A 13,407-nucleotide genomic window follows, 5' to 3' on the forward strand; every position below is an offset into this window, starting at 1 on the left:
TGAAAGAACGTCGTTTTAAAGGGAGGATTCGTTTTTTTACATATTATGCAAGTGTAACTTAAACCACATTCTTTTTTAATGTGACTTAAAAGATATGATACATAACCATATAACTCTAGATTTAAATTTAAAAGAAGGTGAATTAATATGGCACAAACGAAAAAGCGTAAATCGTCTACATCAACACGTAGAAAACGTACATCTAAAAAGAAACAAAAGGATACGTCATTGCGTTTTGTAGTAGCGATCGTTTTTGTCATTGTCATAATGCTCGGCCTATTTCAATTAGGTATCGTAGGTATAGCCATTGATAGTTTTTTTAATTATATATTTGGATTAACACGTTATCTTACATATATATTATTACTATTAGCCATTGGTTTTCTCGCTTATAATGGTAAACTCCCTAAATCACGACGATTAACTGGGTCGATTTTATTTCAAATTAGTTTATTATTTATAGCGCAGTTATATTATCAAGCATCAAATGGTGCTAAAGGTAAACGTGAACCCGTTCTGTCATTTGTATATCAACAATATGAGCATATGACATTCCCAAATTTTGGTGGTGGCCTCATCGGTTATCATTTTGTAAATATACTGACGCCATTAATTTCAATCATTGGTGTTGTACTATTAACGCTTATTTTATTTACTTCAAGTATGATTCTATTGTTGAAAAAACGACATCGCGATGTTACGAAATTATGGATAGAAAATTCTAAAACACATGCTGAGAAATCGTACGATAAATATCATCAGTATAAATTAAAACGTCGTGAAGAGCGTCAACAAAAGCTTGAACGTAAACGCGAGCAACAAGAACCTAAAGATGTCTCAGACTTTCAAGAGGTATATGATGAGGATAACTCAACTAATCAAGATGTGCCTACCATACCCATTTTTGGGCACCAAGATGAACAGACAACTACAGCGTCAAATGATGCGGTAACCTCACCCACACCGCCGACATCAAAACGACTTGAGCATGATAAACCTAAGGCAAGTATTAACAAAGCAGAACCTACTCAAGCGATTGAGGCTGAAGGAACAATTTCAGAAGCAGGAGAAGTTGAAAATCAATCTTATGAGCTCCCGCCTTTAAGTCTATTAAATGAACCTAAAAAACAACAGGCAACGAGTAAATCAGAAGTACAACAAAAGGGTAAATTATTAGAAACAACCTTAAAAAACTTTGGTGTGAATGCTAGAGTGACGCAAATTAGAATAGGCCCAGCCGTTACACAATATGAAGTACAGCCGGCACAAGGCGTTAAAGTCAGCCGAATCGTAAATCTTCATAGCGATATTGCACTTGCACTTGCTGCAAAAGATATTCGTATTGAGGCGCCAATACCTGGTAAATCTGCTGTAGGGATTGAAGTGCCTAATGATAATATTGCGCTCGTATCTCTAAAAGAAGTCCTTCAAGAAAAATTTCCTGCGCAAAACAAACTAGAAGTTGCACTTGGGCGTGATATTTCCGGCGAGCCGATGACAGCTGAATTAAATAAAATGCCACATTTACTTGTTGCCGGCTCAACAGGTAGTGGTAAATCAGTATGTATCAATGGCATTATTACGAGCATTTTATTAAATGCAAAGCCTCATGAAGTAAAACTTATGATGATTGACCCAAAAATGGTAGAATTAAATGTATACAATGGAATTCCACATTTATTAACTCCAGTTGTAACGAATCCGCATAAAGCAGCTCAAGCGCTTGAAAAAGTAGTGGGCGAAATGGAACGTCGTTACGATTTATTCCAGCATTCAGGAACTCGTAATATTGAAGGCTTTAATGCATTTATTACGAGAAAGAATAAAGAACTTGGTGAAAAAGAACCATTACTTCCTTATATCGTCGTGATTGTTGATGAATTGGCTGATTTAATGATGGTTGCAGGTAAGGACGTTGAAACAGCGATTACACGTATTACACAAATGGCACGTGCGGCAGGTATTCATTTAATCATTGCGACACAACGACCATCTGTAGATGTCATTACGGGGTTAATTAAAAATAATATTCCGTCACGTATTGCTTTTGCGGTAAGTTCTCAAACGGATTCACGTACGATTATCGACAGTGGTGGGGCTGAAAAACTGTTAGGTAAAGGTGACATGCTGTTCATCCAAAATGGCGGTTCTGTGAGAACACGTGTGCAAGGTGCATTTTTAAGCGACAGTGAAGTTCAAAAAATTGTAGATTACGTCGTTGCCCAACAATCGGCTAATTATGTTAAAGAAATGGAGCCGAGTGACGTTGTTGATCAAAGTGAAGCTGAGAGTGATGATCCTTTATACAATGAGGCTTATCTATTTGTGTTAGAACAACAAAAAGCAAGTACATCACTATTACAACGTCAATTTAGAATCGGCTATAATCGTGCGTCGCGTATTATGGATGATTTAGAAAGAAATCAGGTCATTGGTCCTCAAAAAGGAAGCAAACCGAGACAAATATTAGTGGATTTAAATGATGGAGAGGTGTAATTATGTCTGTAACACCAGAGGTAAATAAAGTTAAAACATGGATATTAAATCAAATTGAAATAGAAGCTTTAAAACCTGGCGAATCACTGCCAAGCGTGTTTAACTTGGCAAAAACATGTGAAGTAAGTACAGAACATGTCACTGTGGCAATCCATGAACTCATTACTGAACAAATTGTCACTGAAAATTTTGAAGAAGGTGCGCGTGTGAATATACCGCAACCCTTCTTTTATCCATTAGATGAATTAATGAGTATTAGTCGCATGATTTCTGATAAAGGATACGCGCATGGTACCGTATTTTTAAGTTTGGATGAAGAACCGGCATCGTTACATGATAGCCGTGTGATGAATGTCGAACCTAATGAAACGATTACAGTTATTGAGCGCATTCGTACTGCGGATAATCATCCAGTCGTTTATTGTTTAGATAAAGTTGCAGCTAATGTTTTAGATTATTACGGCCAACACCATCAACAAACGTCAATTTTAAAAGCGATTGAACAAGTTACTGAAAAAGAAATTGCCTATGCTGAAACAGAAATTCAAGCAATTAGTTATGAGCCATATATTTCAGATGCATTAGAATCTGACCCACATGATGGTCTAATGTTATTAAAGCAAGTTCATTATACAGAAGATGACATGCCCATCTTATATTCTTTAAATTATTTTAAAAGTAGCCTTGTTAAGTTTCGTACGATTCGAAAACGTCTATAATATATTAAATACTATCAAGGAGGAGATTATTTGAACGAACCACATTTATCAGCTTTAAACCATATACATATTCATAAAACAGATAAATTTAAAACGACGATGATTACATTTAAATTTATGGCGCCTTTAGATATTCATACAATGACGGAGCGCTCATTGCTAAGTAAAATGTTAATTCGTGCAACGAAACAGTGGCCGACCGATAGAACATTTAATCAACATTTATCTTCATTATATGGGGCATATGTGAATAGCTATGTTTCAAAATATAAAGATCGTCATGTTTTAACATTAACGTTAGAAATTGTAAATGAACGTTATTTAAAAGATGCTACGCCATTATTTCAAAAAGGGATCGAGTTATTGAAGGAAGTATTATATCATCCACTTGTTGAAAACAATAAATTTAACGCAGGATTTTTAAAACAAGAAAAGATGTTACTTAAGAAAAAATTAACAGCCATTGAGGATAACAAATCACAAATAGCTTATTTGAATTTGTTGAAACATATGTTTGGTGATCACCCATATCGTTATATGGCTGCAGGTGACAAAGCACATATTGATAAAATTACGCCAGAATCACTTTATCATACATATTGTAAGATGTTAGAAGAAGATAGCTGTGACATCTATGTAGTTGGAAATGTAGACGAAGCGGCAACAAAAGCGAATATTGCACAAACCTTTAAAATTACACCGAAAACCACAAACTTTTCATCAATTACACATGAAATACCTTCACATGAAATGATAAATGATGTTGTTGAGTATGATGAAGTGGACCAAGCCAAGCTTAATTTTGGTTTTCGATTTCCAACTGAATTTGGTCAGCCCAATTACTATGCGTTTACTGTTTTTAATACGATGTTTGGGGGAGATCCTTCTTCAGTTTTATTTAATGAAGTACGTGAGCAAAAGAGTTTAGCTTATTCTATTCATTCTCAAATTGATGGTAAAAACGGACTGTTATACGTGACCAGTGGTGTTTCGATTAATGATGTAGACGAAGCTAAGAAAACTATTATAGCGGCATTCAATCGATTTAAACAAGGTGAGTTTTCAGATGAAAAACTTGAATTAGCGAAGAAAATTATTTTATCACATCGTAAAGAAGCTAAAGATAGACCAAAGCATATTATTGAAGTACTACATAATCAATTACTGTTATCAAAAGTTGAAGATGAGACGTCATTTATCCATAAAATAGAAGGTGTCAGTCGAGAAGATATACAACAATTATGTCAAGATGCGCAGCTTGATACGATTTATACGATGACGAAAGCAGGTGAGACGCATGCAAAAGACGCATTATGAACAAATTGATGAAACAGTTTACAGTGAAAAGTTACCCAATGGCTTACATGTTTTTATTATTCCAAAGCAAGGTTTTCAAAAAACATTCGTTACATATACAACTGCGTTTGGTTCACTTGATTTCCGATTTAAGCCCCATAATCAAGATGCTTTTATTACAGTACCAGACGGTGTGGCACACTTTTTAGAACATAAATTGTTTGAAAAAGAAGATGGTGATGTTTTTACAGATTTTGCTGAACATGATGCCCAAGTGAATGCTTTTACAACGTTTGACCGTACAAGTTATCTGTTTAGTGCAACAAATCACATTGAAGATAATATATTACGTTTGCTCAAAATGGTAGAATCTCCTTATTTTACTGAGGCAACGGTTGAAAAGGAAAAAGGCATTATTGCAGAAGAAATCAAAATGTATCAAGAACAACCAGGATACAAATTAATGTTTAACACGCTACGCTCAATGTACCACAGTCATCCAGTTAGTGTAGATATTGCAGGAAGTGTAGAAAGTATTTATCACATTACTAAAGATGATTTATATCGTTGTTATCATACGTTCTATCATCCTTCTAATATGGTGTTATTTATTGTGGGTGACGTTAATCCGGAAGCCATATTGCACATCGTTGAAAAACATGAGGCAACACGTCAAATTGAAGCACAACCGGAAATTGAACGAGATCCTTTAATAGAGTCGCCTCATATAGTGCAACCTCACGTTTCAGAGGCAATGGCATTACAATCTCCAAGGTTAATGCTTGGATTTAAAAATAATTTATATGATGTGTCCGACATTCAACGCGTGAAAGAAGACATTGAAATGTCATTCTTTTTTGAATTGATTTATGGTGAAGAAACAGCATTTTATCAACAGCTATTAGACGATGCACTGATTGATGAAACGTTCAGTTATCAAACTGTTATTGAACCTACCTATAGTTTCTCTCTTATAACGTCCGCAACTAATGAACCTGATCAATTAAAGCAATTGTTACTTGATACGTTGCATATGAATTATGGTCAAGTTACTGATCAAGAAGGCTTTGACCTCTTAAAAAAACAATTCATAGGTGAATATGTATCAAGTTTAAACGCGCCAGAATATATTGCTAACCAATATACAAAATATTATTTTGATGGTGTCAGTTTGTTCGAAATATTAGATATAATGGATGATATTACTCTTGAGTCGATGAATGAAACGGTTAAACAAAGGCTGAATTTAAATGAATGTGTTGACAGTCGTTTGGAGATGAAGTGAAGATGAAAGCACTTGTTGTTGGTGGATCAGGCTCAATCGGTCAAGCAATTGTAGAAAATCTATTAGATGATGGGTTTGAAGTCATTTTAACCTACCATCGGACAGCATTAACAGATTTGCAAGATACATTTAAAGATGCACCTGTTCAATTTCTTCAAATAGATTTAACGCAACAGTTGGATTATAACAAACAGTTTGAGCATATCTCAAATGTGGACGTATTGATATATGTTAGCGGTCATAGTTTATACGGCATGTTACAAGATATGACTGATAAAGACATTGATGATATGTACCGTGTTCATGTATATCATTTAATTAAAATATCACAATATTTTTTAAATCAATTAATACAAAGTCTTAATGGCCGTATCATCGTTATTTCTTCAATCTGGGGAGAGACGGGTGCAAGCTTTGAAACGATTTACTCAACGATGAAAGCAGCACAAATTGGTTTTGTCAAAGCTTTGAGTGAAGAAGTTGCGCTCACGCCTTTAACGGTTAATGCAATCGCTCCTGGTATTGTAGAAGGTAGAATGACAAATGAACTGGATGAAGCAGATATCCATGCTGTGCTCGACACGATTCCACAACAACGCCTTGTTCAAGTAGATGAAGTTGCACATGCATGTCGCTACCTCATTTCTCCTTATGCTAAAAGTGTTACTGGAACTGTTCAACGGATTAATGGTGGATGGTACCGTTAGTCTGATATAATACTACTAATACGTCATGCATAGGGATAGGGGTGTATTGTAATGACTACAATGAAGGAAAAAAAAGAATGGTATTTAGAATATGAAATTAATATCAACCGTGAAGGGCTATTAGGTGATGTTTCAAGTCTATTAGGGATGATGGGGATTAACATTGGTACGATCAATGGTATTGATAATTCCCGTCGCGCTTTCATAATTAAATCGGATAGTGAAGAAAAAGTGAAACGCTTTGAAACTTTACTTCAAGAAATTGATGATATTTCGTTACGTGTGCTTAGAGAACCTGAACTTAAAGACCGTCTTGCTGTGCGTCATGGTCGCTATATTAAACAAGATAAATATGATAAGAAAATTTTTCGCTTTGAACGTTATGATTTAGGTTTACTAGTTGATTTTATGGCTGAATTATTTAAAGAAGAAGGTCATAAATTAATTGGTATACGTGGTATGCCACGTGTAGGAAAAACAGAATCCATTGTAGCAGGTAGCGTATCAGCTCATAAAAAATGGCTTTTTATTAGCTCTACTTTAATTAAGCAAACAGTTAGAAGTTCGCTTATTAAAGGAGAGTATGATAAAGATCATGTTTACATTATTGATGGTGCCGTTACAGCTCGAGAAACGAACCAAAAACATCAAGAGCTTGTTAAAGAAGTAATGACTTTGCCTTCAGTGAAAGTCGTGGAACACCCCGATTTATTTGTTGAAGCAAGCGACTATGTTATGGATGATTTTGACTACATTATTGAATTGAGAGCCGAAGAAGATCAGAAAATCGAATATGATGAAATGAAAAAGAAAACGGTTAAAAGTAAAAATAATTTAAATTTCGGAGATGAATTTGGCGGTTTTGGTGATGGCTTTGGCGACGGTTTCGGAAATGGCTTTGGTGATGGTTTCAAACCGTTTTAAGGAGGAACATAGGTGAAACAGATAGGCGAAGTGCTACAAGGTAGACGGGAAAGAATGGGATTAACTTTAGCAGAGTTAGAGAAACGTACGCATATTAAACGACAAACGTTAATTCATATCGAAAAAAATGATTTCGAGTCACTACAATATCCTAAGTATGCGAAAGGTTTTATCCAGAAATACGCACAAGCTGTTAATATGGATGGGCATTTGCTAATTTCTGAACATGAAGATGAATTACCTGCCTCTCATTATCGAGCGAAGGAGACCCTAGTACAACTACGTGAGCACCCAGAACAGTTTCAATTAAAATCAATGACTCACGAATCAAAATGGCTCATTACATTTATAGGGGCAATTGTATTTTTAACAGGTGTACTTTGGGTACTGCTAACCCTTATGCTATAATAAACACAAAAATGAATGAGTAATACGAAAAGAGGATATACAGATGAACTTACCCAATCAGATTACGTTACTTCGAGTAATCTTAATTCCTGTCTTTATGTTATTTGCGCTGATTGACTTTGGCATGGGACAGGTTTCATTTTTAGGCGGTATGCCTGTACGTGTGGAATTTTTAATCAGTGGTTTTATTTTTATATTTGCTTCAGTGAGTGACTGGGTGGATGGCTATCTAGCACGCAAATGGCAACTGGTTACAAATATGGGGAAATTTTTAGACCCTTTAGCAGATAAACTGCTTGTGTCAGCAGCATTAATCGTTCTCGTTCAGTTAGGGTTAACGAATTCTGTTGTGGCAGTTATCATTATCGCACGTGAATTTGCGGTTACAGGTTTACGTTTGTTACAAATTGAACAAGGTTTTGTAAGTGCTGCAGGTCAACTCGGTAAAATCAAAACAGCTGTGACAATGGTTGCTTTGGTATTTTTATTACTAGGTGACCCCTTTAGCCAATGGATAGGTATTTCCCTTGGTCAAATTCTACTTTATATTGGGGTATTCTTTACGGTATTATCTGGTATTGAATACTTCTATAAAGGTAAAGATGTGTTTTTACAAGATAAACAATAAAATGAACCCCTCTAATGTATGATACGTGTTTTATGCACGATGTGAAATCAATCTACATTGGAGGTTTCTTTTTATACAAGAAAGTTGAGGATGAATTATATGAAAATATGTATTATTGGCGTTGGTTCTGAATTATTACTTGGTCAAATAGCGAATACGAATGCGCAATATTTATCACGTGTATTAAATGAAGCGGGTCATGATGTGTTAGAACACATTGTCGTCGGGGATAATGCACAACGTCTGAAATCAGTCTTAGAACGTACTTTGAACGCTTATGAAGGCATTATTTTAACAGGTGGATTAGGACCAACAAAAGATGATTTAACGAAACAAACGGTAGCTGAAGTGTTAGAGAAAGACTTAGAGATTGATACAGAAGCTTTAGATGCGATTACGTCCTATTTTGAAGCACAACGCCAAGTCATGACACCAAATAATCGTCAACAAGCATTAATTATTAAAGGCGCACAAGTATTAAAAAATGATGTTGGCATGGCACCAGGTATGCTTGTCGAAAAAGAACAGCAAAAGATTGTATTGCTACCTGGGCCACCTAAGGAACTCCAACCAATGGTCAACCGCTATATGATGCCATACTTTAATGACACTAAAAATACAATCTATTCAGAAGTGCTACGATTTGCAGGTATCGGGGAATCTAGAGTAGAAACAGAATTAATGGATTTAATCACTTCACAATCTAATCCAACGATTGCGCCATTAGCGGGTTCACATGAAGTCACTATCAGGTTAACTGCAAATGACATTAATCAACAACAATGCCAAGCGCGCATTGCATCTGTTAAAAAAGAAATCATAGACCGTCTTGGTCAATTTTATTATGGGTCTAATGAAACGACGTTAGCAGTGCGTCTCATGCATAAGTTAGAACACGCTGTAGCAATTTATGATGGTGTTACTGAAGGTGCTCTAAATGTAAAGTTGAAACCCTCTGATCAACGTGATTTATTAAAAGGGTATATGTTACATCAAGCACAATTCGTTACATCCACGGCTGATATTTATACACAATTATTTGAATCTGCATGTTTTGTACAAGCGTTGTATGATGTTCAGGATGCTGTAAGTGTATTATTTGAGAATGGTATGGTTTATATTGGATTTTTAACAGGTAATACTATAGAAGTGATTGAAGTGGTCGTATCTGAACAACAATTAAAACTATTTGAAAGAACTTCAAATTATATTATGATACAGTGGCTTAATCATATAAAAAAGTGAACTCATATGTCAAATTATAAATGATACAGTACAAATGTTCGCTTTTGTTAGAATTTATGTTTAGAAAGTAGCGAACAAATATTCGCGAATTGCTTGAGTTTTTCTTTTTAAGCATGTATAGTATAAATAACTACTCAAGGAAACTATACTCAATAGGGGGTCCTAAATTGGATAATGAACGTCAAAAAGCACTCGATACAGTAATTAAAAATATGGAAAAATCTTTTGGGAAAGGTGCCGTTATGAAACTTGGCGAAAATAAAGATCGTCGTGTTTCTAGTGTTTCTAGTGGTTCTGTAACATTAGATCATGCATTAGGTGTAGGTGGCTATCCTAAAGGCCGTATTATAGAAGTTTATGGACCTGAAAGCTCAGGTAAAACTACCGTAGCCCTACATGCCATTGCAGAAGTACAAAAAAATGGTGGCGTGGCTGCATTTATTGACGCAGAACATGCGCTTGATCCTGTTTATGCACAAGCTTTAGGTGTAGATATTGATAACTTATATTTATCGCAACCGGACCATGGTGAGCAAGGCCTTGAAATTGCTGAGGCGTTCGTTCGTAGTGGCGCGGTCGACATTATTATCGTAGACTCAGTTGCTGCGTTAACACCGAAAGCTGAAATTGAAGGTGAGATGGGCGATACGCATGTCGGTTTACAAGCACGTCTAATGTCTCAAGCACTACGTAAATTATCGGCAGCAATTTCTAAATCAAATACGACTGCCATTTTTATTAACCAAATTCGTGAGAAAGTGGGGGTTATGTTTGGTAACCCTGAAACAACACCAGGTGGTCGGGCATTAAAATTCTACAGTTCTGTTCGTTTAGAAGTACGTCGTGCGGAACAATTAAAACAAGGGCAAGATATTGTCGGTAACCGTACGAAAATCAAAGTGGTTAAAAATAAAGTTGCTCCACCATTTAAAGTAGCTGAAGTCGATATCATGTATGGTCAAGGTATTTCTCGACAAGGTGAACTGATTGACCTTGGTGTACAACATGATATTGTAGACAAGTCTGGAGCTTGGTATTCATATAATGGTGAACGTATGGGTCAAGGTAAAGAAAACGTGAAGTTATTCTTAAAAGAACATCCTGACTTAGAAAATGAAATTGACCGTAAACTCCGTGAAAAATTAGGTATTTTCGATGGAGATGTTGAAGAAAGTGAGCAAGAGTCAGCTCAAACTTTATTTGATGAATAAACGATATAAGTAATCCATGTCATGTGGATTTAGAGGTAATGTTGTATATATGTATTGGTTGTGACGATACGCAAGCAATTTGATATGGACGTTGTAACTCAAAAGCCTTCAAACTTCTTAAGCGAATAGCTTTGAATTTTGAAGGCTATTTTATATATTCAGTCCAATCTACTGCAGCTGCATTAATGAAACCATACTAAAAATGATATTTTCAAATCAATTTTGTATTCTTTGATTATTAAATGACGCTTCCTACTACATATCAACTATAATTAATCTACGCTGATTAAAATGTTTGATATAGATACTGTCAGATACCTTGATTTTTCATTGTTCAAAACGTACAATTAAAAGTGTATGGTCCTTATTTTTAATCTTATAATCTTATAGATTTATTGACATACAGTTCCAAATCCTAGAAAAAGGAGGTGTTTGTGTGAATTTATTAAGCCTCTTACTCATTTTGCTGGGTATGATTCTAGGAGTTGTTGTAGGGTATCTGATTGCCCAAAATGTAATGCGTCAAAAGCAGATTCAAGCACGTAATACTGCTGAAGATATTATTGAACAAGCCAATAAAGAAGCAGAGAATCTCAAAAAAGAAAAATTAATTGAAGCTAAAGAAGAAAACCAAATTCTAAGAGAACGTACTGAAAGTGAACTTAGAGAACGACGTGGTGAACTTCAAAGGCAGGAATCCCGACTTCTTCAAAAGGAAGAGAACTTAGAGCGCAAATCTGATCTTTTAGATAAAAAAGATGAGATTTTAGAGCAAAAAGAATCTAAACTTGAAGAAAGACAACAACACGTAGATGCAAAAGAGAGTAGTGTTCAATCAATAATAATGAAGCACGAACAAGAATTAGAACGCATCTCCGGTCTCACTCAAGATGAAGCACGTCAAGAACAATTAGCACGTGTTGAAGACGAGTTGTCACAAGATATTGCAATATTGGTTAAAGAAAAAGAAAATGAAGCAAAAGAACAAGTTAATCAAAAAGCGAAAGAATTGCTTGCAACAGCGGTGCAACGTTTTGCTGCAGATCATACGTCAGAATCGACAGTTTCTGTAGTTAATTTACCTAATGATGAAATGAAAGGACGTATCATAGGCCGAGAAGGTCGAAACATACGTACACTTGAAACTTTAACAGGCATTGATTTAATTATTGATGACACGCCTGAAGCTGTCATATTATCTGGTTTCGATCCAATTCGCAGAGAAATTGCAAAAACTGCACTTAATAACTTGGTTTCAGATGGTCGTATTCATCCAGGTCGTATTGAAGATATGGTTGAAAAAGCGCGTCGTGATGTCGATGAAATCATTCGTGATGCAGGAGAACAAGCCACATTTGAATTAAATATTCACAATATGCATCCAGATTTAGTTAAAATCCTTGGTCGTATGCATTACCGTACAAGTTATGGACAAAATGTATTAAAGCATTCCATCGAAGTTGCATATCTTTCTGGTATGTTAGCTGCTGAATTGAATGAAGATGTGACGTTAGCGAAACGTGCAGGTTTACTTCATGATGTTGGAAAAGCAATTGACCATGAAGTAGAAGGCAGCCATGTTGAAATTGGTGTAGAGCTTGCGAAAAAATATGGTGAATCTGAAACAGTGATTAATGCGATACATTCTCATCATGGTGATGTAGAACCAACTTCGATAATCTCAATTTTAGTTGCGGCAGCAGATGCTTTATCCGCTGCGCGACCAGGTGCAAGAAAAGAAACGCTTGAAAACTATATTAAACGTTTAGAGCGTCTTGAACGTATTTCTGAGAATTATGATGGCGTTGAAAAAGCCTTTGCGATACAAGCCGGTCGAGAAATACGTGTGATGGTCTCACCTGAAGATATCGATGATTTAAAAGCACACCGTCTTGCTAGAGACATCAAAAACCAAATTGAAGATGAGTTACAATATCCTGGTCATATCAAAGTGACAGTCGTTCGTGAGACGAGAGCAATAGAATATGCAAAATAATAAAAAAGCAGTGTTACTTCTAGTAACATTGCTTTTTTTGATTCAAATCTTGTCACATTAAAAAGGGGTTAGGAGCAATCAATATTGAATTGATCTATGTCCCTCCCTTGAAGATATTAAAGTTAAAAAATTAAGTGTAACCTTATGTTTATATGTTAAATGATAGTTAAACATATATTATTAAAAAAGAGCAATAGTAGAACTAAAAAAGTGCTACATTGCTCTTAATAAAACGATTTATATTAATGTGTTAAATTCAACTCTGTATCATGTAATTCCTTTAAAGCGCCTGCCGTATCATAGCAATTTGATGAAATATTTGTATATCTTTCAGCCAGTCGATAGGCATGGATATATAATTCAATGCTCTCTTTCGCAATATCCTCTGGATTATCCTTTTTTGATGGATTCGCTCCGACGACAAGTTCTGCAAACGTTTCAGGATCAATTGAAATTGACATAAATATGAATACAACTCCTATAATTTTTTGA

Annotated in this window: 12 protein-coding genes; 11 read left to right on the forward strand and 1 reads right to left on the reverse strand. The window is 35.4% G+C overall.

Annotated features, from left to right (window positions below):
• Positions 1–147: 147 nt before the first annotated feature.
• From GJE18_RS04620 to rny, 11 genes are all read left to right on the forward strand, one after another.
• Entirely contained in the window at positions 148–2,496 is a 2,349-nt protein-coding gene (locus GJE18_RS04620; RefSeq protein ID WP_165886090.1) for an FtsK/SpoIIIE family DNA translocase, read from the forward strand.
• A 2-nt stretch (positions 2,497–2,498) separates the two neighbouring features.
• Positions 2,499–3,215 (forward strand): GntR family transcriptional regulator, encoded by a 717-nt coding sequence (locus GJE18_RS04625; protein WP_060550923.1) that lies wholly within the window; start codon positions 2,499–2,501, stop codon positions 3,213–3,215.
• Positions 3,216–3,245: 30 nt separating this feature from the next.
• Positions 3,246–4,532: an EF-P 5-aminopentanol modification-associated protein YfmF gene (gene yfmF, locus GJE18_RS04630; protein ID WP_060550924.1), complete on the forward strand. Its 1,287-nt coding sequence runs from the start codon at positions 3,246–3,248 to the stop codon at positions 4,530–4,532.
• Positions 4,513–5,796 carry an EF-P 5-aminopentanol modification-associated protein YfmH gene (gene yfmH / locus GJE18_RS04635; RefSeq protein WP_107368341.1) on the forward strand — a complete coding sequence of 428 codons (1,284 nt, stop codon included), beginning with the start codon at positions 4,513–4,515 and terminating at the stop codon, positions 5,794–5,796. Before yfmF ends, yfmH begins: the two co-directional genes overlap by 20 nt.
• A 2-nt stretch (positions 5,797–5,798) precedes the next feature.
• The gene (gene ymfI / locus GJE18_RS04640) at positions 5,799–6,503 is read left to right on the forward strand and encodes an elongation factor P 5-aminopentanone reductase (RefSeq protein WP_107368340.1); all 705 of its coding nucleotides are present in this window, start codon (positions 5,799–5,801) and stop codon (positions 6,501–6,503) included.
• Positions 6,504–6,554: 51 nt separating this feature from the next.
• Positions 6,555–7,427 carry a DUF3388 domain-containing protein gene (locus GJE18_RS04645; RefSeq protein WP_060550927.1) on the forward strand — a complete coding sequence of 291 codons (873 nt, stop codon included), beginning with the start codon at positions 6,555–6,557 and terminating at the stop codon, positions 7,425–7,427.
• Positions 7,428–7,439: 12 nt separating this feature from the next.
• On the forward strand, positions 7,440–7,835 hold the full coding sequence (locus tag GJE18_RS04650) for a helix-turn-helix domain-containing protein (protein ID WP_060550928.1): 396 nt from the start codon (positions 7,440–7,442) through the stop codon (positions 7,833–7,835).
• 43 nt (positions 7,836–7,878) lie between these two features.
• On the forward strand, positions 7,879–8,463 hold the full coding sequence (gene pgsA / locus GJE18_RS04655) for a CDP-diacylglycerol--glycerol-3-phosphate 3-phosphatidyltransferase (protein ID WP_037564617.1): 585 nt from the start codon (positions 7,879–7,881) through the stop codon (positions 8,461–8,463).
• 99 nt (positions 8,464–8,562) lie between these two features.
• Entirely contained in the window at positions 8,563–9,708 is a 1,146-nt protein-coding gene (locus GJE18_RS04660) for a CinA family nicotinamide mononucleotide deamidase-related protein (RefSeq protein WP_107368339.1), read from the forward strand.
• A 167-nt stretch (positions 9,709–9,875) separates the two neighbouring features.
• Positions 9,876–10,919 (forward strand): recombinase RecA, encoded by a 1,044-nt coding sequence (recA, locus tag GJE18_RS04665; protein ID WP_060550930.1) that lies wholly within the window; start codon positions 9,876–9,878, stop codon positions 10,917–10,919.
• 436 nt (positions 10,920–11,355) lie between these two features.
• Positions 11,356–12,915 (forward strand): ribonuclease Y, encoded by a 1,560-nt coding sequence (gene rny / locus GJE18_RS04670; protein WP_060550931.1) that lies wholly within the window; start codon positions 11,356–11,358, stop codon positions 12,913–12,915.
• A 242-nt stretch (positions 12,916–13,157) separates the two neighbouring features.
• Here rny and GJE18_RS04675 read toward each other — a convergent pair whose 3' ends face one another.
• Entirely contained in the window at positions 13,158–13,376 is a 219-nt protein-coding gene (locus GJE18_RS04675) for a hypothetical protein (RefSeq protein WP_037564606.1), read from the reverse strand.
• Positions 13,377–13,407 lie beyond the last annotated feature (31 nt).

Origin of the sequence: Staphylococcus agnetis (assembly GCF_011466855.1) — a bacterium.
Taxonomy (GTDB): domain Bacteria; phylum Bacillota; class Bacilli; order Staphylococcales; family Staphylococcaceae; genus Staphylococcus; species Staphylococcus agnetis.

Excerpts from the sequence above, each read along its gene's own strand:
- GJE18_RS04620 (WP_165886090.1), top strand. The coding sequence starts at position 148 with ATGGCACAAACGAAAAAGCGTAAATCGTCTACATCAACACGTAGAAAA.
- GJE18_RS04625 (WP_060550923.1), top strand. The coding sequence starts at position 2,499 with ATGTCTGTAACACCAGAGGTAAATAAAGTTAAAACATGGATATTAAAT.
- yfmH (WP_107368341.1), top strand. The coding sequence starts at position 4,513 with ATGCAAAAGACGCATTATGAACAAATTGATGAAACAGTTTACAGTGAA.
- ymfI (WP_107368340.1), top strand. The coding sequence starts at position 5,799 with ATGAAAGCACTTGTTGTTGGTGGATCAGGCTCAATCGGTCAAGCAATT.
- GJE18_RS04645 (WP_060550927.1), top strand. The coding sequence starts at position 6,555 with ATGACTACAATGAAGGAAAAAAAAGAATGGTATTTAGAATATGAAATT.
- pgsA (WP_037564617.1), top strand. The coding sequence starts at position 7,879 with ATGAACTTACCCAATCAGATTACGTTACTTCGAGTAATCTTAATTCCT.
- GJE18_RS04660 (WP_107368339.1), top strand. The coding sequence starts at position 8,563 with ATGAAAATATGTATTATTGGCGTTGGTTCTGAATTATTACTTGGTCAA.
- GJE18_RS04675 (WP_037564606.1), bottom strand. The coding sequence starts at position 13,376 with ATGTCAATTTCAATTGATCCTGAAACGTTTGCAGAACTTGTCGTCGGA.